A 24,437-nucleotide genomic window follows, 5' to 3' on the forward strand; every position below is an offset into this window, starting at 1 on the left:
CCCCTTTATTTTTGACTTTGCGGTATGGTCAGCCGTGTGATCTGAGAACATCGGCAAAAAACGCTTCCACCGGCTCAAGCACTTTGAAGGGCTCGTGCGCCACGCCGCAAACCCGATCTCTGCGAACTGGTATGCCATGCTTCTCGAACGATCTTGCGAGGGTCTCAATGCGCTCGATTCGGCAATTTCCCTGCAAATCGGCACCATGCATCCAGAAGGCACTGTCACGCGGAATAGCAATTTCCCAGGTAGCGGTGTCTTCTTCGCCAATAACCGTTTGAACCGTCACCGCTTTCATCGCTTCAATATCAATGCGACAGCCAAAGCGGGCTTCAACGTCGCGTACACCGACCCACCAGTCATAATCGCTATTGAGCAAAGTCACGACACCGGGCGCGCCAATAGAAACGGCTTTGAGCCGTTGCGGGTGCAGCATGAAAAAGCGCTGGCAGAACTGCCCACCACCCGAAAAGCCATACATGATCACGCGATTGCTCTTGAGACGATATTTGGCCGCCACTTCATCGATCATCGACAACAGAACATGATCAAAACGAATACCGTGGAACGCGATCCGTTTGTAATTGGCGAGATCGCCCTGCACGACAATGCCTGCGGGAAACAACGGTGCCAGCACAATGCAACGGTTCTTTTGCGCAAAATTTGCAAAATGATCGCGATATTGTGCAGCGGTGCGTCCAGTGCCGTGAATGATAACGATCAGCTCATGTGTTTCTGTGCCATCTTCGTCGTAATCTTCAGGCACGTAAAGGCAGTAGCTGAACCGCTGGTCGAACTGGCTCGCGAAAAAAGTGGTTGCTCCGAAGTCATAGAAGCTGAGTTTTTTGCCATGACCCTGACGTTTGGTTGCTGGCTTTTCTTCAATGATGGACATGACCGCCCTCCTCGCCAGATTTTGTATTTGCACCGTCACCACGCCATTTCAGTTTGACGCCGCCCTCGCCCGTTAATTCGAGCATCGGAATGGCCGACAGAAGGCGGCGGGTATAGTCATTTTGCGGCGCATCGAAGATTTCATCGCGCGTTCCCTGCTCGATGATGCGTCCCTCATTCATGACGACCACACGATCAGCAATTTGCTCCACCACGCCCAGATCATGGGTGATGAACAGACAGCCAAAGCCATAGCTCTGCTGAAGTTTGGCAAAGAGATCGAGAACCTGTGCCCGCACCGTGACATCGAGCGCCGAGACGGCTTCATCGGCAATCACAAAGGCCGGACGGCGCACAAGAGCACGCGCAATCGCCACGCGCTGGCGCTGACCGCCCGACATTTCATGCGCATAACGATTGGCGTAATCGCCACCCAGACCGACATCATCGAGCGTCTCACGGACCCGCTCGGACTTTTGGCTCGAAGACAGTTCTTTTGAGAACCGCAGTGCCTCACTGACCAGCGCACCCACTTTCATACGCGGATCAAGCGATGAATAAGGGTCCTGAAACACCATTTGCGTGTGAAAACGGTAGTCTTGATAATGGGCTGAACGCTTTGTAACCGGCTGCCCTTTGAAGAGTAACTTGCCTTCACTCGGTTGGATCAAGCCGGCCATAACGCGCGCGGCAGTGGTCTTGCCCGAACCTGAACCACCAACAACAGCAACAACCTCATTCGGCAAAACATCAATCGTCACGCCATGCAGAGCACGCTTGCCGCCAGCTTTTTTAAACCAGCCGCCGCGCCCTTCAAAATCGACAACCAGATCGCGAACGCTGATCAACGGTTCTGCCTGTGGCACCACACGCGCAGGGCCACGAACCGGCAATGTTGAAAGCAGCTTGCGGGTATAATCATGTCGCGGTTTGGCGAGAACATCAGCGGTATCACCTGTCTCAACCACCTCCCCATGTCGCATGACGACAACCCGATTGGAATATCTCGCGATCATTGGAAGGTCGTGGCTGATGAGCAAAACTGTCGTGCCACGTTCACGCGTGAGATCAACCAGAAGCTCCATGACTTCCCGCTGGATAACCGCATCAAGTGCGGTCGTAGGCTCGTCCGCAATCAGCAAATCAGGCTGCATGAGCATGGCGCAAGCGATCATGATACGCTGGCGCATTCCTCCTGAAAACTCATGTGGAAACGCCTGTATCGCCCGATCGGGATCGGTAATACCAACACGCAGCAACATGGCTCTGATCCATTCGGCATGTTGCGCTTTTTCCGCCGGGAAATGGAGCTCCAGCCCTTCGTCGAGCTGACGCCCGATAGTCAACGACGGAGTGAGCGACGTCATAGGCTCCTGAAAGATCATTGCGATGCCATCGCCACGAAGGCCGCGCAATGCAACTGGCGACATGGTGGAAACGTTCTGGCCTTTGAAACGGATTGCACCATGACTTGTTTTAATGGATGCCGGAACCAGCCCCATGATTGCGCGTGCAAGCATCGTCTTGCCAGAACCGGATTCACCAACAATGCCGAGAATTTCACCGGGGCTTATAGAGAAGGAGGCACGCTTGACTATTTCCAGCGTACTGTCACCAACTCGCAAGCTGACATCATCGATTTCAAGCAGGGGTGCGGAAGTCATGAGCGCTTCCTCATGCGTGGGTCGAGGCGATCGCGTAACGCATCACCAAGAAGATTAATGCCAAGCAGTGACAGTGAGATTGCAAGGCCCGGAAAGATACCGAGCCAAATAGCCTGGTCTATGAAGTTGCGGCTTCCGGCCAGCATATTTCCCCATGTTGGCGCTGGTGGCGGCACGCCCAAACCCAGAAAGCTGAGCGAGCTTTCTGCAAGGATTGCCCAACCGCACATCGACGTTGCCATCACCAGAACAGGGGCCAGGCAATTGGGCAGAATATGCCGTACCATCGTATAGATTTCCGAGTTTCCCATAACGCGGGAAGCCTCAACGAACTCCCGTTCCCGCAAGCTCAAGACTGTGCCACGCACCACGCGGATGACCGACGACATATAAGCCAGAGCGAGCGCGAGAATGATGCCGTTCTTGTTCGCACCAAAAACAGCCAACAGTCCAAGAGCCATCAATATGCCGGGAAATGCAAGAAGCGCATCATTGACCATCATCAGCAACCGGTCGAACCAGCCACGCAGAAAGCCACTGATCGCTCCTATTAGTATTCCGCCCAATGTAGCGATCAAGACAGTTAACACGCTGATGGAAACACTGGCCGATGCGCCTTTCATAAGGCGGCTTAGCTGGTCGCGTCCGAATTCATCCGTGCCCAGCCAATGTGCAGCACTTGGCGATGCAAGACGCGCAGTAAAGTCGAGCGTCAAGGGATTATAAGGCGTCCAGAACGAACCGACGATAGCTACCGTGAGGAGCGTTGCGCTCAGGGTTCCGCCGATCAGCGCATTGAGAGAGATGTTTTTCATTTCGCCGTCACCTTCGGGTCGAAGAACGGATAAAGAAGGTCCACGATCAGATTGACCAACACATAGACACAGGCCGTGAACAGCAAGCAACCCTGAATAACCGGGTAGTCGCGGGCAAAAATCGCATCAACAAGAAGCCGACCGAGACCCGGAATAGTGAAAACCGTTTCCACAACAGCAATGCCACCAAGCAGATTACCAAGGATCAGGCCCAACAATGTCCATGTCGGACCAAATGCGTTGCGAAAAGCGTGGCGCCACATCACGGTTGCTTCCGACAGTCCCTTGGCCCGTGCATGAGTAATATAATCAAGGTTAAGCACTTCGAGCGTCGATGCGCGCGCCATACGCAGGATCACACCAATTTCGTGCAGAAACAGCGTCATCACCGGCAAAACCAGATAGAGAAATGCCTTCCATGGGTTCTCACTGAAGCTGACATAGCCAACAATCGGCAACCACCCGAGCTTCAGACCAAATGCCAGCAGCAACAACAGGCCCATCCAGAACGCTGGAATCGAAAGCAGCAAAGTGGCGCAGGTCACGAGCGTCAGATCGGTCAGGCTGTTCTGCTTCCAGGCCGCGATCATTCCAAGCGGAACCGCCACAAGCGTCGAAAGCGCCACTGCGGACAGGACTATACGTCCACTCACCGAAAACCGCTCCAGAACCAGTGAAAGCACCGGTTGCTGGTTGGCTATGGAAACACCGAGATCGCCATGTAAAACATTGCCGCCCCAGATCAGGAACTGGGTAAGGATGCTGTGATTGAGGCCAAGCTGTTCGCGCAGCGCAGCCAGCGTCGCAGCATCTGCAGAATCGCCCAGCATCAGAGCCGCAGGATCGCCCGGTATCAACCGAACAATCACAAACACAGCCACTGCCACAATCAGCAATGTCGGAATGGCCATTCCTATTCTGGAGAGCGCAAAGCGCAACATGTCTTTAGCCTTCGATAAAGAGGGATTTCGCACGCGGTGCGGCATCAGACGGTAGCGGCGTGTAGTCTTGCAGACAGTAGGTTGCAAACTGGCGGTTCAAGGCGGGCAGCGGCGCGATTTCCATCATGCCCAGCGCTGCTTCCATCACCACCATGGCAACTGTAGCCGTTATATTGTCGTGATTGCCGGGACGCGGCGGACGACACACGGCATAAGGCGTAAGAAAGTCATCAAACAACGCTTCTTTAAGCTCCTTGCGACCAATTTTTCCGTCATGGCCTTCAAGGCACTGACGCACGCGCCAGTCGCGATAGAAGCTTTCCGGTACAAATGGGATACCGATATCACGCAGCTTGGTAAGCGCGACCGGACTTACCCAATGATTGGCATGAACGATAAGATCATTCTCCGGCAGGATCGGAAAGGATTCATCCGGTGCACATTCAAAATCAATGCCGAAACCAGCACTGGTCGCAATCATGATATTGTTGGAGCAGGACTTCGGCGTCGATGCTACAGCCTTGATGGCCTTCGCAAAATGCTCTTGCTCCAACACTTTGCGACGCACAAGACCAAGCGGCACGCCAAGCGTTTTATAGTCACGTTCACATTCAAGATAATTGGCGGTGATCGAGATACCAGCTTCATTGAAGCCACTGCGCGCCAAACCGCCTGCCTCGACAAAAGTAACGAAATCCGGACCATTATTATTGCGTACACGCAGAACGATACCGGTCTCAACACATTCTGAACGCCAGTCCCAGTTCTGACCATGAACCAGATTACCCGAAGCACTCTTTGCAGGCATGATGAGAGCGCCGGTACAGCCGTCATCCTGCTCTTCCGGATCAGGCGAACCCGTTTCTGCACGCGCCATTGCGACGACTTCAGTACGCGCGTTGATCATGACGATCTGCTCAAACGCGACATCTGCCCCCTTGGCAATTCCGCGCATTTCCTCAACATAGGAAGCGTCAAATTCTTCGATACGGCCAGCAAACTCCTCAATCAGTTTCTGCTTACGCTCAGCCGAAAGGCCGAATGCGTCCAGCGTGCCGGAATATAGGCCAGCACTACGCCGAATACGCTCCGCAGCCAAAACCCCATATTGACGCCCACGCTCTTCCGGTGCACCCGAAACTGTAATGAATGGAAATGGGGTAACTGACATACTTGATCCACATTCGCTTTTTTGTATTTTGCATCTCTTTAATACAATTCACACTCAATCATTGCGGAGTCAACAGTTTTTTATTAGAATATTGAACAATTTGGTTTATACCCTCCTACAAGAACTCGGCCTGTCATTCCAATGGGATAGGCCATACGAGAAAGAAATGGCCTATTGCGAAATATCCCGTATTCTTTGAGCATGGTTTCATGGGAGAACGCACAATCAGGAGACGCTGCGCGTGAATGTGAACGTTAAAAGATCAACGGAAAGCGAATCCGGTCTGAGCAGTCTGCAGGCGGAAGTCGCACATAAAATGGTCTTGCTCATATCCGCTGCACGCTGGAATGTCGGCGACAGACTGTCAGATGCGGCCATCGCCAAAGAGCTTCGCGTTTCGCGTTCGCCCGTGCGTCAGGTGCTCAACCTTCTGGTGCAGCACGGTATTGTCAGTCAGACGCCAAATCGCGGATATCAACTGCATCGCCTTCCGCAACCGGATGAGCTGAACGACAAGCTTCTTCCCCCTTCAGAAGCTGAAGAGCTTTATCGGCGCCTGATGAGTTCGCGTGCCTCTGGAATTGTCGGCGATGAAGTGTCCGAAGCCGAGCTTGCTGACCAACTGGGTGCAACACGTGGCGCAGTACGCCGGGTGTTGATGCGCTTTGCAACGGAGGGTCTGGCAGAACGCCTCCCCGGCCATGGATGGCGATTTGCTGAGTCACTCGACAATGAACGTGCCGTCAATGAAAGCTACGCTTTCCGTCTGGTGATCGAATGTGGAGCACTGGCCCAATCGGACTATACGCCTGACCCAAGCCAGCTTGCCGCACTCCAACGCGAGCAAAATGAGATACTGGCCTTGCCGCTCCAAAGTCTCACACGCGATCTCTGGTTCAACGCCAATGCGAACTTCCATGAAACCATCGTTTCATGGGCAAATAATCGGTTTTTCACGCAATCTGTTCGCTGGCAAAACCATTTGCGTCGCATGACGGAATATTCCGACTTCGACCGGTTGGGCGAACTGCGCATTCGTAAGGCTTGCAGCGATCACTTAGGCATTCTCGAAGCAATCGCGAACAAGGATTTCGAATTTGCTGCGGCCTTGCTAAAACGCCATATAAGCCGCTCGGGTGCCGAAGACGTTTAATACGGTAATCCCCCGTTAAAGAGGGGGGATTACCTACCAACTCGGCGCTATTCAGGGAACACCGCAGTTCAGGTCAACATCGATAGAAATTTTTCTCGAGATCCGTCAAAAGCAATTCGACCATCTTCTATGAAAATAACCCGGTCAACTAAGTGAAGCATATTTGACCGTCCAGTAAAGAGCAGCAATGTTGTAGACGGCTGGAGTCTTTCCGACATAATTGAACAGAATTGTTTCTCTACGCTAGCTCCAACAAAAGCCGTCGGCTCGTCCAAGAGCCAAAAGTTCTTCTCACTCACTGAGAATCTACACATTTCCAGCATCTGCATTTTATCTACAGAAACACCTGATGCAGTATCTAAGCGAGCATACATACCGCCAGCAAATGTTTGCGGTAGCCACCTCATAAAAGGTAAAGATAGAACCTTCTTTAGTTTCTCTTCATCATTGCACCCAAAATATTCGAATAGAGTGTCACTGTAAAGAAAGCTCCTCTGAGGGAAGTAATAAGTGTCTTCCCTTAGCGCTGAAACGCGTGGATGATTCTTACTATTAAAGGAAATTCGTCCTCTAGTGGGCTCTATCAAACCCAACAAAAGGCGAGAAAGAATTGTTTTCCCACTCCCTCCAGCCCCCACAATTGCAACCTTTTCGCCCAAACGGATGTCAAAGCTGATGTTATCCAGTACTTTACGACCAGACTTTTCTTCGAAAGAAAATTCGATATTTTTAACTCCCCAGCCATCCTTATCTTGCTGGTCGCCAATACTCATCGGAGAGGCACTACTTCCTTCGGAAAAACATCATTAATCTGCTGAAATGTTTCTTTCATACTCCTGATTAATGGTAAGAAAGAAGAAAGAGAAGAAATCTGTTGACTGATTTTGCCCGACAAAATAATAGTCGCGAATAATGCACCTGGTGCTAATTCACCGTATTGCAGTAGATAATATGCGAATACAACAATGACTACCGTTTGTGACGATGATATAAACGATAACGTTGAATTCATCGAAACTCTATGGGAAAGTTTTCTTTCTTCTAGTTTATTATTCTGCTCGGTGCCATTTAAATATATCGAAATAAATGAATTATCCATTCCATTTGCTTTATAATCATCCAGGAACGGAATTGGAAGTCCAGAGCTTCTTTGTTGCAGATTGTCGAAATCCAACTTGGCCTTGTAATCAAAAAAAACCACCGCAAAGACCTGTATTATTGCCATAACAATAACGCCAACGACCAGATACTGTGCAATTATTGCGATAACCAGAAAGTACATCAGGCAAAAAGCAATATCTATATACTGTGATGAAATCAGTATCCATAGGGCACCTTTTAGCTTGACTAGATTGGTAAGACCCATGGCACGCGCGCCACCCCACTTGTTGCGCTCGTTGGATACAATTGATATCATCTGTCTAATATAGTTAGGCTCGAAGAATACAGAGAAATCACTAACAAGTTTAAAAACGATGCTTTCTTTCTTCTTCTTTAGATAAACCTCAATAAGAAAAAATGCCATCAACATAACGGATAGCGTCCAAAGAGAAGCCTCTGCGGAAGCAGGTATAACTCGCCCATAGATCGCGTTCATATAAAGGGGAGTACCAAGAGCGAGCACGTTGATGATGAACGCAATCAGAAAGTAGGAAAAAAAGCCCGTCCGTCGTTTGATCCAAAGACGAATCATTCCAGACAAAGTTAACTTTTGGGTCTCTTCGGAGGGGACAAACTTGAAGAACTGCCCTTTCTGTTCATCCAGCCCATCAGTGCCTATTGTCCATCTGCCATTTTGGTAAACGAGGCAATTATCGGCTTTATTCTTTGACGCTGAACCGCCCACGGGAATGAAGAAGCCACCCAAAGCGATGCTGATGAAGTTCAGAATATCATCAAACCTTTCAGAGTCGGGATACAGTTCGAATACCCGTCCCGTGAAAGATGCTGGAAGCCTAACATCAACAAAATGGGCCAGTTCATGCGCCGCCGATATTAACGATAGGCACCCTTGGTCTCGCTGCACACTCATCAACAGATCAAACTTTCAATGCAACAGTTAAGCTAAAATATTAAATTGATACAGTTGCCGATTGGAGCCAGATCTTAAAGACGCCATCGGTAGCTTGAAATGGCGATTTCTATCTGTAGGCGTGCATGCCTATTAAGCATACGCCGCTTTAGCATTCGAAAATCGCCATTTCCGCAAACACATGTCGCTTTTACGATACAGGTATTGAATCAAGCAGTTTGCGCTGGTGGTGGCGCGACGGGATGATCAACGGTGAACGTATTATGCGTTGTGCTGTTGGTATACACATCATGCCCCGCTACCGACTGATCCAGAGTCCAGTGGGTATGGTCATATGTAAGATTAAGGCGCGTGGAGTCGCCGTAGTTAATCTTCATGGTTACCGCACTTTCATCATTGTGGGCAAAAAACTGATCCATATTAAAATTGATCGAGTTATGCTGTGTCGCCGTCAGATCTATAATGGATATGTGCTTCACATTGCTTAGACCACCCAGGTCAAGATCGGCTTCCCCTCCAGAGTTCAAGTGCAGAGTATTGCTGCCGCCCCCGCCGTCAATTTGAATACCATTCAGATCGGCAAGTTTAGTGAAATTAAACGTATCATTACCTACAGAGGTTTCAATGCTAGTAATTCCGCCGTGCACTACATCGTGAATGCCGCCGCCCTTAGTGACATTCGTCAACTTCCCGTTCGCATCACTGCCTAGACTAACGGTAATATTATCATTCACATGAGTATAGTCTAAATCGAGGTGGCTCGATCCGCTTACATTTATTGTGTCTGCATAGTGCTGGGCGCCGAAGAAGTGATAACTACCTCCGCCCGACAGATTGAACGTCATTGAGAAGCTACTCGACGCCGTAATCTCGGTCGTACCCACATTGTGCATTGAGTCAAACTGTTGGATATGGCTGATAGTATCAGTGCCAATAGCAACACCGTTGTCGTCAAATTTTCCTATCGTGCCTGAATCAAAGTTAGCAACGACATGCCCCAAAGTTGCCTTGTATATATTGCCGGTCCCACCACCGCCATCTATATGATCGCTTCCCCCACTCTCGTAGAAGATGTCGTTCATGCTGGTGTGCCCCACTATGGTATCATCTCCGCCAGAACCAGCAATAGCATTGATATTATGCAACGTGTCATCTGCCCTGTTGTCGCTGAAATGAACAGAACCGGTCTGAAGGTTAACGTTGATGTTTGTGTTATTTGCACTCGAATAATAGGAATAGTTCACATAGCTGTAGGATGTCACCGTGGCACCAATTCCACCATCAATAACGTTTCCGCCACCGACAACTAGAAATGTGTTGGTATTGCTTGATCCGTGGGTCGCGATCGCAATATGGACGCCACTTCTGGCCACCCCGCCCCAATCAACAGTATTCACATTGCTACCAGACAAAGTAAGGCTATTGAAGTCGTTTGCTTGAAACTGACCATTTGCTCCAGAACTACCGTACCCTCCAGTAAAATTGAAGTGATCTCCTTGAGATCCTGTTATTTTTACAGTGAACGCATTTGTACTGGTATCATAGTATGTGAACGTGTTATTACCTTGGCCACCGTTGAAAATGGACCCCTTCACTCCCCAGGTAGTATCGAGGAGAAAAACATCATCTCCACTACCGGCATCGATCTCCAGATTATTCATACCCGCGCCGATCTTGAATGTGTCCCCATGATTGGTGCCGAGTATTTTATTGAAGTATCCATCAGAAATAGTGTCAGTATAGCTACCTTTTGTTACTGTTCCTCCGGTTTTTGCCAAAGTGAATGTTGCAGACGTATTAACGTCCGTGTAAACAATAGTATCATTATGGTTTGCCGTAACCATGTAATGGTTACTTGCATTATTTGCTGCCGTCACAACTGCATGTGTGCCCAAGCGTATATCAAAGGTAGTATTAACTCCATCCTTAGACGTATAAGTATTGCCTACAGCTTTATTACCAACAATATACGTGATACCTTTATACTCGTCATGGCCCCCACTGCCGTTTAAATCGGCTTTATCATTTACAAGGTCAATTTTCATCTGACCTGTAGTTGCGCTGTAATCAACTTTATTATTAGTTCCTCCACCATCAACATATATCTCATTGTGCGCACCTCCAAGTATCGTGAAGGTATTGTTCGAACCGGTTCCCGTTATATGGAAGACGTTGTGATCCGTGCCAACACCCGCCTTAAAGGTATTATTTGACCCTTTACCAAGTATATTGACACTATTATTCTTTGTTCCAGCCCCAAAAGTAAATGAATTCGAATTCGAATCATTAGAGAAATCGATATTATTTGTCGCTGATTTCTCAATATCAATAATATTACTATTTGATGACCCAACTATATGCACATCATTCTGTACATTCACATGGTTGGCAGTAATTTTATTACTATCGCCACCATATATTGTAATCGTATTGTTCTTGCCAGACCCAACATCAATAATGTTTCTTCCAGAAGCCTGCATTACGCTGACACTATTTTTGTCACCGTCGCCCATATTGATGGTATTGCTTCCATAAAAAGCAGTTATATTTAGATTGTGCTGATAGCCCTTCGCGTCGTAAATCCCGCTACCAGATTGTGTTCCGATAAGATTATCGATATATCCGCGCGCGATAGTATCGGAAGCTCCCGAATTATTAATGATCACACCTGACGCAAGATTGGCTTTAAAGCCAGCGTATGTGTAACCGGAATAATCCAATGTTGTACTGGTTTGGGAGTCTAGGAACATGTGATTGTAAGAGTTGCCGCTATGAACGGTCAACTTGCCGCCACCGCCAGCGTAGATTTCATTGTACGATAGCGTGTTGAATGTAATATCCAAAGACCCTTTCCCGGCATAGACCGTCGTCTTCCCATCGTTTACGCCAAGTGTGTCCGCGATCGTATCATTGCCAGACTCCGAACCATAATAGGTAAGGAGACCATTACTCACCGTTGCCTTATTCGACAGACCATCGGCATGAATAGTGACAACAGCGTCAGTCACACTGTATACGTTGTTGCCCTTCCCCCCATACAGATAATCCGTGCCACCGTGTACAGAAAAGGAAGTGTCACCATCTGTACCGACCAAAGTATTTGCATAGCCATCACGACCGACGAGAGCGCCGCCGCCACTTGAGCCGACAACACGATAAATGTTCGTCAAATGATCCGTTCCGATGCCTTGCTTGACAGCTGCACCTGCATTCAGATCGACGTCAACCTCCGCTGTTAAGCTGGAATAATCAATGATTGAATTGCCGCTTCCACCGTCGATTTTATCATTCCCACCACTAGCTTTAATGATGTTGTCTCCGGCGACACCATAAATTACATCGTCGCCGTCACCACCCGTAATAAGGTCATTAAATTTCGTCCCGTAAACAGTATTAATACCACTCAGTTGATCCTGTCCGAAATTACCCTGCGCATCTGTCCATCCATTCCTCTTCGTGATGTTCTGCGAAAGATCAATTTCTACACCGTTAAGATCAATGCCTAAATCAGATGCGATATCGATATGTCCAAACGTCTGCCCGCCTACATTCCGGTAATCGACCGTATTATTCCCGGTACCACCATCGAAGACATTATTTCCACCGTAGCCTATGAAGGTGTCATTACCGAGTCCGCCATGAAAGATGTGACTGCCATCGTTTGTAATGAATACATCATCAAATTTAGTACCGTAAATCTCTTGAATACCATTTATGACCTGAGACGATGATGCACCATCAGATGATATCTTAGCGGAATCCGTATCATTCAGATCGTAAGTCTTTAAAATATCTTTATTATCTGCCTGAAAATCCACGGTTATGCCGTGATCATATTCCCTATAATCTACAACGTTATGGCCCCCGCCACCGTCATAAACATCGTTACCGTGCCCGGCAATAATAGTAGTATCGCCAGCACCTCCTTTTACTACAATAGGAGAAGGCTCTGCACCAAGCTGCACGTTCCCATCCGCGTCGTACGTCGCTGTGGGGTTGTTAACAATCTTAAATCCATAGCTATACGACGTATCCCCGTTTGCCGTCGGCGGATTGAATTCTACGTGAACCTGAAACTGCTCGGATGCATCTGTCGAATAGACGACAGCGAATTCATTCTTCGCCAAGCCTAGTTGCTGGCCTTCTGACGTATCCGACGTGACTATGTGATAGTTACTGCTCTGATTGGCAGTGACACTTGTGATTTCAGTGGCACTGTCCATCTTGAAAATGCGCGTCAGAGTATGTTCGTCATTTGAACTACCACGAATACGTGCATCAACAGTCCAGGCGTCGCTCTCGCCAGTCAAATCAATAAGTTGCGGTCCATACTGCTTGTCATAGCTAGAATCAGTACGAGATCCACCACCCGCTATCACCGTGTGATCGTAGCTATTAGTGACAGTATCCAGCTGGAACTGATGCAACGGCGGCACACCAGGGGTGCCAGGAGTGCCGGGGGTGCCGGGCGTTACTGGAGGCACAGGATCAGCTGAATGCCGACTACCACCTGAACTTGAACTTAACTGGAACGGCTGAGGTGCTGGACGAATGTCGATCAAATCCATCTGCACGTCTTGGGCATCAGAACTTGAGTGCGCGCCAGATGAATCGTCGTCATGCACGGCCGCGCCGGCGTCAGGAACCACCACCTTTTCAACGACGGTTTTCACGATCACTTTTTCAACAGGATGCTGATCCTGCGATACGTGCGGAGCATCCCCATCAAATTTCGATAGATGAACGTCATTCTTGGTATAATTGGCAATCGCTCGTTCGACCAATTGCTTCGAGGTCAAATGCTGACCGTCTGCAAAAGTAAGATCAAATGCTTTGTCAGTTAACCCCGCAAACTGAGCCGCAAATGGTAATTTAAACACCTCTCCCGAAGCGGTCTTGAAAACAAAATCCTGCCCGTGAATGGAAATCGATGCCCCGTTCAGAGGGAATGGCAGAGAATTATCCTGCAACGTTTTAATAAGAACAATCTGTTCTTTTGAGTTCTCCATGCGAAGTTCTCCTTTAAATATTTCCATTCTGGGTTAGATTATATTATACAATAACCAACCATGACGACATTCGTTTAAATTAAATTACGGCTCCGAAAGAGCATGGCTAGCCCCTTTCAACAAGGGCTTGAAAAAATACTCGAAAATTGACCGTTTTCCGATCAAAAAGTAAGATACAATAGACATCCCAGGATACAGCTTAGATTTTATCTCGTTCTGATCAATAGAGATCTCAAATTGATAGTATCTAGCACCACGCTCTTCCGAAAAGGAGTCCGCACTAATCAAAGTTACACTACCCTTCAGCGAATGTTCTGCTGCCCTCTCATATCCATTAATTTCTACTTTAACCGGCATGCCGACCCATATCTTATCTCGATCCTTTGTTTCGAGTTTCACAGAAGCTACCACCGGAACATCTTTGGGAGTTATTTCCAATATCTCTCCCCCAGGTGCTATAACGCTACCTTCATGCGATTTTGTCAGTTTCTGGATCATTCCACGTACCGGACTAAGTATCTTCTCCTGCTGCTTTCTATCATGTGCGCCGGACAACTTGGCTTGTGCTTCAGCCAGTTGATCCTGAACCTTCAAAAGCTCATTTTGCTTTTCGCTTATATATGCTTTCTTTATCTTCTCGGTATCGAGTTTAGCCTTCGCAACTTGATCGCTCAGAATATTGGATTTAGAAATGGCATTATTAAGGTCATTAACAGTCTTCTGCTCTTCCGAACGTCGCGTAAGCAAAGTTCCCTGGGCAGCAGCCCCTACCTTCACCAAGCCCTCTACCATCTTCACTTGCTTCTGGTCGTATTCCAGCTGCTTTCTCAATCCATCAATCAGTATTTTATTAGAAAGAAGCTCCGATCGCCTTTCATCCTCTACTGATTGACTAATTTTCAATTCATCTTCGTAATTTTTTCTGTTGGCCTGATAAACATCAAACTCGTGTCTATACGCTAGACCATCATCAGAATATTCTTCTCCACTATATACAAATTCCTTGCCAGAAATTTCAGAGCGAATTCTTTCAATGCGAACTTTCAGAACGCCAACTAATGACTTATTCTTACTGTACTCTTCTGAAACATAACTATTATCGATAATAGCCAGAGGTTGCCCCTTCTCAATCTCCTGACCTTCTCTAACGAACAGTTTCTCGACGCGTCCGCCGATAGGATGCTCTACCACCACATTCTTGTCCTTGATCTGCAAGTAACCATGTGCCTGTATAGAGATATCCACTTTCATTATTAAGATTGCAGCAAGAAGGACAAAGCTGGCAAGAAATAGCAATAACTGCCGTCCATTTGTCCCCCTGTTAGTCTGCCTTAAAAGAGCAAGCTCCTTCACAAGGGATATATCGCGCTTTAACCACATTTTCGACATCATCGGAAGGAACCGCGTTTCTAAGATGAACTCTGCTCAAATCTTCGCCCTGAGATTTAAAAAATACCAGAAGTTGATAGTAGAGGCTCGCCTGCTGTGTAAGCAAACTACTCGCGCTCGTACCTTCTATCTCGTGCACAAAAATGCCAACTTCATAGTAGCCATTTTGCCCTTGGTTTTTCTTAATCCAAGATAGAATTGTTTGCTTTTCTGCTTCCGAATAGCTCTCTTGCTGTGGTTGAAACTTGATCTCTAGATCACCGGCAGAATGATCATATAATTTTTTCTGAGCTTGGAGGGTTAGGCTCTCCCCCCTCTGCCCTGTAGAGGATCCCCCTGCGTTAGTTCCATCCGCTCCTTGAGCTACATGTCCTTCTTGGGATCCCGGGTCGACAGCACTCGATGTCGTGGATACATTACTGTCAGACTGAGACTCAACAATCCCATTCTTTTGACTTTCTTTATTGATTTTATTCTGAACGATATTTTCTATTGATTTTCTCAATTGTTCATCGTCAGAAGATAATACACCCGTATTATCAATGTCGCTTTCTTTGCCATTTTCTGATGCTGTTGGCGCTTGCTTTGCCAACTTTGTGTCATCGTTGACTGCCGCGCTAGCGCTAGGCACATCACCAACCATTGGCAAGTTAATTTGACCCGATCCAGTATCAGTATTGTCACCCGCGCTTGTGATTTTACTATCATCCAAGTTAGCACCAGATATAATGACGGAAAACATACTGTTTACAAGTATGTATACCAGCAGCAATACCGTCATTAGATCAACATAAGCCGGCCATATGTGATTCTTTTTTTGGGACATTGCGACCTACATAAACTTTATTGAACTAGCCGTATCCCCATAAAGATTATACAATGCGGATAAAATCGAGTTGAAATTATACTTTGAATTTAGAAGAGAAATCTTAGCTGTATAGAGATCCCTTTGGGCCGATATTATATCAGACAAAGGTCTATTACCCATCACAAATTCTTTATCATAAAGATCAAGTGTCTTTGCTGCCTTGACAATGGATGCCCTATTAAGCTCCCATATCTTGCTCTCTTTATCCAAAGTCATTTTTAAGATAGAAAAATTCTTATTTAGATCTCTTACACCCGACTGAAGCTGATATTCGCTTATATTCTTCATCGAACGGGCCTCGTTCGTCTTTCCGCGGCTAAGGCCCCCATCCATCAGCGGCATGCTGAACTGCAGAAAAAACTGGGATGATGGTGCGTCAGAATCCTCAAACCGTTCCTTGTAATTTCCAAGAAGCTGAAGCTTCGGAAACGGGTCCTTTTTTGCGAACTCGTATTCTTCTTTCTTCTGCTTTGCTTTTTCAGAAAGCATTTTAATTACAAAACTATTTTCATACAATTCAGGTGTTGCAGGAAGCTTTGGTATTATTGGCTTCTTATTCTCATCAAATTTTTCGTTGACTGTATAGGATTGGCCAATAATAGAAGATAAGGTTAGTTTCGCATCCTCCAAAGCTTTGTCAGCGTCTTCCAAGCGGGTACGCGCCTCATCCAAAGCCGCCATGGCACGAACTGAATCTGAGGCTTCGGAAAGACCTCCGTTCACTCTGGCCTGAACCTTATTTGCAAGCTTTTCTATCGAGTTAGCATAGTCACCTGTCACAGCTTTGATTTTCTGCTTACGCCACACATCCAGGTAGGCCTTAACAATATCAAAGGCCAGTTTTTCCTGCTGAATTTTTGCATTCCGCTTCGCGGCGTTATAGGCATTATGTGCGGCCGCAATCTGACGATCCCTAGTCAGATCAATAAGTGTATACTGAAAAGCAAATGTCAGCATACTCCCTTCATCATCGTCTGGGCTGTAACTGGCACCATATCCTCTGTCATTAGTCTTGGTCTTGCCAATCAAATTCACCTGAGGCCAATAGGATGCGTATGCTTGGTCCACCTTATACTTAGCCGCATTGCTTTGTTCATCAGCAATCTTACCGGAGGTGTTGTAGTTTATTCCGTCCCGAATAGCGTCTTTCAACGACTTAGCCGAGACTGGAGCTGCCATGACCAAAAGAGAAACAGACAAAAGATAGGTTGCGTATCTTGCCATTATTTTACTGCCTGTTCCATCGTTCGACGATTAAATGCCGACTCTAATGTCGTTCGGGCGGCAACGATTTCTTGTAGACAAGCAAAGCTTGCATCATGCATCAAACGTTGGAATTCGGCCACTCGTTCCAGGGAATTCTGGTCCGCACTGGACTTATCGACGAGAACAGCAATATTTTGATTGAGTTGACGAACATGATCACCCAATTCTCCAGTGCGCGAAACACTGCCCTCCATCACAGAATCCAAACCTACACGCATACGCTCGACACGAGCGGTATTTGCAGCCATCGTATTATTGAGTGCTATTGCATGTTGGTTTGACTCGTCACCCAGTTCGCAAAGACGGGAACTAACCTTGAAAAGTTCATCAAAGGAGTTTCGCAACTCTCTGATTTCCCGAATTGCCTCTTGCCATCCATTCATTGAATCGCTTGAATGACGGGAGCTCATCTTAAAATGTTCATCAGAGGAATTCCGTAGCTCCTTGATTTCCCTAATCGCTTCTTGCCATCCCTTCATTGAATGGCTCGCAAGAGCGCTATTGACCTTGAGTAATCCAAGAACGTTTTCATTGAGATCGGCGGTGCTCTTGGCCAGATTGCTCAGGTACTTAATTCCGCCACCACGGCTCTTCGAACCGATCGCAACGTCTTGTACTTCTTCTTTCTCAGAGATCGCCCAATCATCAATCCCGGCAAAAAACTCATGATTAGATTTATCAAGCAGCATTGACTGAAGGCCAAGCGTGAGCGAGCTGGTAAGTCCCATCAGCGACGCGGAAAACGCAGTCGCCATACCGGAGAGCGGAACGCTTAGCCCCGCAACCAGATCTTTTCCAGATGCCTGCGAAGAAAGCACGTCGAATACAGACCCCATGGTATGCATCAAACCAATGAAGGTTCCAAGCAAACCAACACCGACCAAAGAACCTGAGATGTAATCTATAGCTGTTGCTTTCCAGCCAATGGACTCTTTCCATTTTTGGATCATTTCATCCAGAATGGTACCTGTTTGCTCCGGTATGGCTTCAAATCGCCGACCGAATATCGCGCGCGCGCAGCGTTTGTTTGCCCCGTAACGTCGCCATAAATGTTCTTTCCTAATAGTAAATAGAGCATCTATTAGCAAATAAATGGTGGAAGCACAGAAGATTCCAAGTATAAGGCTGTTAATATATACGTTGTGGCTGACGATGTCGGCGATTTCTTCATGGAAATACGTGCCGATCAGTAAGGTCGCCATCGCTATCGCAGTGGATAAGAACGTGTAATAGCGAAATTTTCTCATGCCAAAGAATACCTTTTAATTCCAAACAGAACCAAATAACTTATAATTTTACTTGGAATCCGACCGTAGTTTTAAACGAATAGCTTTCACCTACATGATTGATAGAGGTATTCATCGTTCCCTCACCGTAGATGGTGTACTTCTTATCCGCCCATCTGTAGGATCCACCAACACCCATACCAGCCCACAGGTTATCCGTGGTGTTGTCGAGTAACGTGCCGGCGTAATCAATACGAGTACCACCAAGAAACTCCTGGTAGAAATTAGCCGATGTATAAACATTGGCCTCAACAGTTCTTCCGTCACTTCCCTGCCAGTTGTCGCTATACCTTGCTGCGAAGCCAAACCGTCCAATCAGACTGTCTCTGCCTTTATCGCTGATACTCGCACCATAGATATCGCTGAAATCATCGAACCGTACAGAAGACCAGCTAAGTTGAGCCTGTGGGGTCACAGACCAATTGTCGTCCAGAATATAGCGCTGTCCAACTTCCACGCTCGCGGCATAACCAATGCCCTTGTTGCCACTCGATAGTTGTGTACCTAACGTATCAGAATTGAGATCCGTCGAGTACGAACTGATGAGAGCCTGACCATCGGCGTAAAATCCGTCATTATCGTACCAAGTCAGAGTTCCACCGAACCCCCACCCCTGCGTGTCGACGGTGCCATCACCATCGTAATTGGATACCTCAGACTTGGACTGTCCGTATTGTCCCGTTAGCCCGCCAATAAGACGTCCGTTGGCATCTTCATAGAATTCACCATCAATACCCGTTTGAAGCAAAAATGTGTTGATGCCCTGCGTTAAGGGACCTGTCGTGGTAACGCTGTGAAGCCTATCATGCGCGCCCAATTTGCAACGGTAGCTGGCTCACCACCTTCTCCTGCAAGGCGGACGATTGCCGATACATCGTCAAAATAACGGTCACCGACCCTTTGTTGTAGCGTAGGGAGTCTATTCAGAACCTGCATTGAATTTGCATAAGCCTGATAGATCGGTGCTGCCGCACTGAAACGGCCAGGATTGGAACCGGGATCAGATGTATCCGACTTTGGTTGAGTATTCTGGCTGACCAAATACCAGTTACCGCCGTTCGGATCGGCTACGCTGTTCTTCTGCAATGTATAGGCAAAGGCCGACGAAGTCATAATGGCCTGCTGTCCATCCTTGGTGACATAGTCGCCTTTTAATTTGAAGTCACCATTCGACTGGCCGCCTACATCGACAACCTTGATGCCATTGACAGTTGGGCCACCAAAGCCACCTCGGTTGACGATTTGCAGCGTGGTGTCACCTTCAGTATCACCGGTTACTTTCAGCATATCTGTCTTGGAATCGTCACCATCCAGATTGGACGTCATGACAATGGTACCGCCACTACTCACGTAATTGCCGGCGATAGTCAAAGTTGTACCACCCTGCCCGCCAAAACGAACAGTTCCGTGATTGGTCGACGACGCCATATTGGTATCAAAGCCACCAAGCTGTAATCCGGCGTCGTTACTGACGTTAAAGGTCGAGGCGCTACTAAAGCCGCCTTTTGCTCCCTGTATCAGCGTACCTGCGAGAATATTCGTAGCACCGGAATAATCGTTAGCACCGTAAAGTGTCAGGGAGGAACCCTTACTGTCAGCGCTCATGGCCAAGCCGCCCGTTCCTGAAATAGAACCGGCAAATGTTCCACTGGCAGTCTGGTTCAATGTTAGGATCGCTGAACCAAGGTCAATATCACCATCGGACGTGATGTTTTTGGAGTTGGATGCTCCAAGCCCACCCACCGTAGTATCGAAATTATCGAGGTAGACCTTCGCTCCGGTTGCAACTTTTAGCTGACCAGAACCGAAAGAGTTGCCGGCACGCCCAGCATGGGCCTCCCCGCCTAAAACAGTCAAACCGCCCGAGAATGTATTATTTCCCGTAAATGTTGTTGCCTCCGCACCTTTTTGAACTACTTGCCCTTCGCCAGAAATATTATTCTCCAACTGGATGTTGTCGCTGCGATCGACGATCAAGCGCCCAGAATCTCCATTGGAGCGATCCAGTTCGATATCGCTGGTGCTTAGAATACTACCGGTCGTACCGCCATTGCCAAGCTGCAAAGCACCTTGCGATACCTCCGTTGAGCCTGCATAGCTATTTTCCGCTGTAAGAATAAGCGTTCCATAGCCTGTCTTGTTCAGGCCGACTCCCGCAGCGTCTCCTCCAGTCAGCTTGGAGTTGACTATCGCTGTAAAATTAGAGCTTGTAGATTGACCGTTGCCGACATTAATAACTGGTGTTTTGTCGCCAGCATCCAGATTTATGCTGCCGCCATCCAGCATATAGCCGTCAACGAAGAATTGCATTCCAGTAACGGTTGGCGTGAAATCGGAGCTTATCGATACCCGACCTGAAGATCCCTGAAACACAGCGAATGTGTCGTCTGTCCACTCACCGTTCAGCTGTCCCCTCGAATCGGTCCAACTATCGTTGCCACTAAGATTATTCCATTCACCGCTACCGCCGCTAATTTTTCCATCACCATAGCGGGTAGCATCACCACCATCCCAGTAACGAAACACCATTCCCTGAGTGTTTACGATATTTACATGCCCCGGATCATAAGTTTGCAGCTCGAGGCTATCGTAACCTTTAGGAACATGACCGATTGTCATGTTGTTGGACGTTAGATTACCGGTATAGTTGATTAATCTATAGATGCCAGGTCCACCATCATCATCCCCCATGAAGCTGCCATCGCTGACATTTAGTGTTCCGTTCAGCGCCAAATCGCCGTTCACATTGATTAATGGTGTCTCCGATGGCGCTCCGCTCAAAGTTACATCAAGAGTACTGCCGGACTGAAAGGTCAAACCGCGACCAAACGTCATTGGCGAACCAGTCTGCACATAGAGGGTGCTGCCGTCTGCAAAAGTACCTATACCGCCAACAGTACCCGTTCCAGTGATCGTAGCCCCCGAAGACGCGATCAGATTTCCGCCTACCTTCGCGCCCCGATAGAATTCAAGTTGTCCGGCATTAACCTGAGTCAGACCGGTAAAACCACTGTCATCGCTCGTTAGAAGTAATGTGCCAGCCCCCGATTTGGCGAGGGTTCCGCTACCTGAAATGGCGCCTGTAAGCTTGTTCTCACCATCGCCGACTTGGATTCGTCCACCAGAACCACCGACGACAATGTCACGATTGACATCGAAATCGCCATCCAAGATCAAGCCGCCGCCATCAAGCGTCAATGAACTATTAGTTGAGCCTAAAGCACTGTCGCTGGCAATTTTCAGGAAACCACCCGAAACCGTCCACGGCAAAGCAAGGCTTGACGTACCTGTTAGCTGCCACGTGGATGAGCCAAACTTGCCTAGTTTCTGAAAGCCGTAATATTTGACGCCGATTGAACTCACATCAAACGTAGAATTCGTGCTCCCACCAAGCGCGAACATATTACCGCTCGTACCTGATTTAACGACAACGTTACCGTTAATACTGGAGCCATCCCAAATCTCGAAAATATTATTATTTCCGACGATATCGACAGCATTCCCGGCAGCAGCGGAACCTGTAACGCCAACGGACGCACCGGCCTTACCACCTGTAATGACACCGGCATTCACCACGTGTGAGCCAGTCCCTATCCGAATACCAGAACCACCGTTGCCGCCGTAGCCACCACCGCCTTGCAGCCCCCCGCGTCCCCTCCGGCTCCGCCCGCAACTGAACCCAAGTTGGTAAAATTTCCCCCTTGATTGACGACCACACCGTCACCGCCACCGGCACCGCTCGGACTGAACGAATAGCCACTGAGAGAGGTAGACACCCCGCCTGCCCCACCACGGATTACCGATCCCAATGAATTGCTCAACGTGGTATTGTTCAATACAACACCGGCACCGCCACCGCCGGCACCACCACCCCGAGTTTTGTAGCCCCCAGGACCACCATCGCCGCCCTGACCGCCGGTTACACGGGAGCCGGCCATCAGATTGAACGTGCCACCGCTTCCTAGAAACAACCCAGCGCCACCGCCACCGGTCGCATTTCCGTTGGATGCCGCAACACCAGCGCCGCCCTTCCCCCCCGTAATGGAAACAGCGCTACCCCCGACGGTGCTTGCGCCGACCGCGCCGCCTTTACCGCCAGCCGTAGTGCCCTCAGTAGCGCCAGCACCGCCAACGCCGTCAACTGAAGCCCCCGGCGCCCCACCTGTGTAGCTCGTTCCACCATACCCGTTTCCGGAACCGCCAACAGGATGGCCACCCCTGTTACCACCAGGGGCCGCACCGGAAAGATCCGCCGCATAGGCACCATCGAGGTTAAAAAATGCAACAGAAGAAACAGCCCCGCTGATCGCAAGCGCCAGCGCGGAAACACCCGCACATAAAAAGCGGCAATCTCGCAAAACAGTCACCCCTTTCAGAGCCCACGCACGACAAACAACCATCTACGTCGCATTTCCTTCCAAATATTCATCGGAGTTTATTTCAAGAACATCGACAATATGTTCGAATTGTGAAATATTTCCAACGGCTATTCTTTGAATTATTATTCATGATGAATCATATATATAACTATATTTGACGTGCACATGATAATTATGTAACATACAACATCATATTGATACGGTCAATACCTTGACTATATTAGTAAATCAAAAGATAACCTACATTATTATAGAAACTATACTATCAATTCATTATAAATTAGTAATTTACTTATTAGAGTAATGCATATAAAATTGTTTTCTCTAGTTTTATTTATTTATTCTTGTTGATTACACAACGGGATTTCGCCAATTAAGAGTTCTCACACAGCAATCAAATAATCGTAGAAATTTCACAATTTTCTTTTTGATTCATCCTCTGATATATTACCGAGCGTACAATTGTGGACTCTTTAGCGCTCGTGAACATTGGGCATCTATAGTTCAACTGCAACGACTGCGCCAAAGCCGAGGTAAGATACCTTGATCTTGTCGTATCGGATGCAGCCCGCCACCATCTATTAGAACGCGATTCGATCTGATTGAGACATTTGTGTTTGGTTTGGTTATGTAGGACTAGATCGCGTCTGCTGTTTTTTGCCTGGATGTTGCCGCTCGCGATCTTTTCGCGAATGGCATCAGCATCATAACCCTCGTCGGCTAGGAACGCCTCAATCCGGTCCAATATATTCGGAGCAACGGCGCGAACCTTAGAGCCAACTTGCGTCTATCTTAGGATCAAGGCGAAGCCGAGCAGTCCTTCCTGAGCATCGCGATTGATTGTGAACCAGTCGCGCGATCAGCCAGCGATTTCGTCTCTTGGGTCCTTTTTAGGTCGAACGTAACAATGACATACCTGAATGACAGTGCTGTCGATCATGCCGGCACTTCGATCCCGTTCCGCTGGCTCAGCTAGAGCTTCAAGCATTGTTTCGAACACTCTGGTCTCAACCCAGCGTCGATGTCGACAGAAGACACTGTTAGACTTGCCGCATTCATCAATGCCGATACCACCCCCATTGTACTCCTGTACGCGCCATCAGCGTCATGCCTTCAAAGAACGTGCTACCTGTCAACTGTTTCAACGCCTGATCTCCGTTGAGTTGACCATTGAATTCGCGGGTGCCGACCCCTTCACCACATCGAAGGCCGACTGGAAATTGACGTCTTCCGCAGCGGTCGCTAGTGCTGGCTGCGCGTTGCTCTTGTGTTCGCCAACTTCAAAAGCCGCAAACTGACCGGCATTGAAAGCCACTGAGCCTTCAGCTCCCGGAAACGCCCGCAGACAAAATCGATGCCAGGCTTTTCCCTGCCTTGCTGAATTCGCCTTTGGCCTAATCACCCATGAACTGCACGCCCGCCTTGTCGTCGATCACCACGGCCGGCGCGAGATCGATGAGCGCCGTTTGTAGATATTCGGCCCAAATGACATCACGGCGCTGGTTAAGATAAGAACTGACGGTAATGTGCAACCGGTTGGATAACCTTGTCCCGGCCTTCCTTATTGGCC

The 24,437-nt window shown here is 48.2% G+C and carries 16 protein-coding genes and 1 pseudogene; 1 reads left to right on the forward strand and 16 read right to left on the reverse strand.

Annotated features, from left to right (window positions below):
* Positions 1 to 28: 28 nt before the first annotated feature.
* The 5 genes from FJQ48_RS19200 to FJQ48_RS19220 are packed head-to-tail and all read right to left on the reverse strand — an operon-like array spanning position 29 to position 5,485.
* The gene (locus tag FJQ48_RS19200; protein WP_139976524.1) at positions 29 to 895 is read right to left on the reverse strand and encodes a PHB depolymerase family esterase; all 867 of its coding nucleotides are present in this window, start codon (positions 893 to 895) and stop codon (positions 29 to 31) included.
* Positions 882 to 2,558, reverse strand: coding sequence for an ABC transporter ATP-binding protein (locus FJQ48_RS19205; RefSeq protein WP_139976525.1), 1,677 nt, complete (start codon positions 2,556 to 2,558; stop codon positions 882 to 884). The genes FJQ48_RS19200 and FJQ48_RS19205 overlap by 14 nt, the downstream gene beginning before the upstream one ends.
* A complete protein-coding gene (locus tag FJQ48_RS19210) occupies positions 2,555 to 3,373 on the reverse strand; it encodes an ABC transporter permease (protein WP_139976526.1) in 819 nt (272 codons plus the stop codon). The genes FJQ48_RS19205 and FJQ48_RS19210 overlap by 4 nt, the downstream gene beginning before the upstream one ends.
* Positions 3,370 to 4,314 (reverse strand): ABC transporter permease, encoded by a 945-nt coding sequence (locus FJQ48_RS19215; RefSeq protein WP_139976527.1) that lies wholly within the window; start codon positions 4,312 to 4,314, stop codon positions 3,370 to 3,372. The genes FJQ48_RS19210 and FJQ48_RS19215 overlap by 4 nt, the downstream gene beginning before the upstream one ends.
* Positions 4,315 to 4,318: 4 nt before the next feature.
* Positions 4,319 to 5,485: a C45 family peptidase gene (locus FJQ48_RS19220; protein WP_180350253.1), complete on the reverse strand. Its 1,167-nt coding sequence runs from the start codon at positions 5,483 to 5,485 to the stop codon at positions 4,319 to 4,321.
* 241 nt (positions 5,486 to 5,726) lie between these two features.
* Between FJQ48_RS19220 and FJQ48_RS19225 the strand changes: the two genes are divergently transcribed.
* Complete coding sequence (locus FJQ48_RS19225) at positions 5,727 to 6,638, forward strand: GntR family transcriptional regulator (protein ID WP_337961875.1); 912 nt, start codon at positions 5,727 to 5,729, stop codon at positions 6,636 to 6,638.
* A 68-nt stretch (positions 6,639 to 6,706) separates the two neighbouring features.
* Here the strand turns inward: FJQ48_RS19225 and FJQ48_RS19230 are convergent, their stop codons facing one another.
* The 11 genes and pseudogenes from FJQ48_RS19230 to FJQ48_RS22795 all read right to left on the reverse strand — a co-directional run.
* On the reverse strand, positions 6,707 to 7,411 hold the full coding sequence (locus FJQ48_RS19230) for an ATP-binding cassette domain-containing protein (RefSeq protein ID WP_139976528.1): 705 nt from the start codon (positions 7,409 to 7,411) through the stop codon (positions 6,707 to 6,709).
* Complete coding sequence (locus FJQ48_RS19235) at positions 7,408 to 8,670, reverse strand: hypothetical protein (RefSeq protein ID WP_139976529.1); 1,263 nt, start codon at positions 8,668 to 8,670, stop codon at positions 7,408 to 7,410. Before FJQ48_RS19235 ends, FJQ48_RS19230 begins: the two co-directional genes overlap by 4 nt.
* A gap of 209 nt (positions 8,671 to 8,879) precedes the next feature.
* Positions 8,880 to 13,679, reverse strand: a complete 4,800-nt coding sequence (locus FJQ48_RS19240; protein WP_139976530.1) for a calcium-binding protein — start codon at positions 13,677 to 13,679, stop codon at positions 8,880 to 8,882.
* Positions 13,680 to 13,763: 84 nt separating this feature from the next.
* Entirely contained in the window at positions 13,764 to 15,059 is a 1,296-nt protein-coding gene (locus FJQ48_RS19245) for an HlyD family type I secretion periplasmic adaptor subunit (protein ID WP_180350254.1), read from the reverse strand.
* Positions 15,001 to 15,849, reverse strand: a complete 849-nt coding sequence (locus FJQ48_RS19250; protein ID WP_139976532.1) for a hypothetical protein — start codon at positions 15,847 to 15,849, stop codon at positions 15,001 to 15,003. The genes FJQ48_RS19245 and FJQ48_RS19250 overlap by 59 nt, the downstream gene beginning before the upstream one ends.
* A 51-nt stretch (positions 15,850 to 15,900) precedes the next feature.
* Positions 15,901 to 17,160 (reverse strand): TolC family protein, encoded by a 1,260-nt coding sequence (locus FJQ48_RS19255; RefSeq protein ID WP_139976533.1) that lies wholly within the window; start codon positions 17,158 to 17,160, stop codon positions 15,901 to 15,903.
* Entirely contained in the window at positions 17,160 to 18,449 is a 1,290-nt protein-coding gene (locus tag FJQ48_RS19260; RefSeq protein WP_139976534.1) for a MotA/TolQ/ExbB proton channel family protein, read from the reverse strand. Before FJQ48_RS19260 ends, FJQ48_RS19255 begins: the two co-directional genes overlap by 1 nt.
* A 40-nt stretch (positions 18,450 to 18,489) precedes the next feature.
* Complete coding sequence (locus tag FJQ48_RS22880; protein WP_180350255.1) at positions 18,490 to 19,236, reverse strand: autotransporter outer membrane beta-barrel domain-containing protein; 747 nt, start codon at positions 19,234 to 19,236, stop codon at positions 18,490 to 18,492.
* 20 nt (positions 19,237 to 19,256) lie between these two features.
* Positions 19,257 to 22,064 carry an autotransporter outer membrane beta-barrel domain-containing protein gene (locus tag FJQ48_RS19270; RefSeq protein WP_139976536.1) on the reverse strand — a complete coding sequence of 936 codons (2,808 nt, stop codon included), beginning with the start codon at positions 22,062 to 22,064 and terminating at the stop codon, positions 19,257 to 19,259.
* Between the two features lie 14 nt (positions 22,065 to 22,078).
* Positions 22,079 to 22,888, reverse strand: coding sequence for a hypothetical protein (locus tag FJQ48_RS19275; RefSeq protein ID WP_139976537.1), 810 nt, complete (start codon positions 22,886 to 22,888; stop codon positions 22,079 to 22,081).
* 1,144 nt (positions 22,889 to 24,032) lie between these two features.
* Positions 24,033 to 24,321: pseudogene (locus FJQ48_RS22795) on the reverse strand (sugar ABC transporter substrate-binding protein); the annotation flags it as partial.
* Positions 24,322 to 24,437: the final 116 nt, after the last annotated feature.

The organism is Ochrobactrum sp. CGA5, from assembly GCF_006345815.1.
Taxonomy (GTDB): Bacteria; Pseudomonadota; Alphaproteobacteria; order Rhizobiales; family Rhizobiaceae; genus Brucella.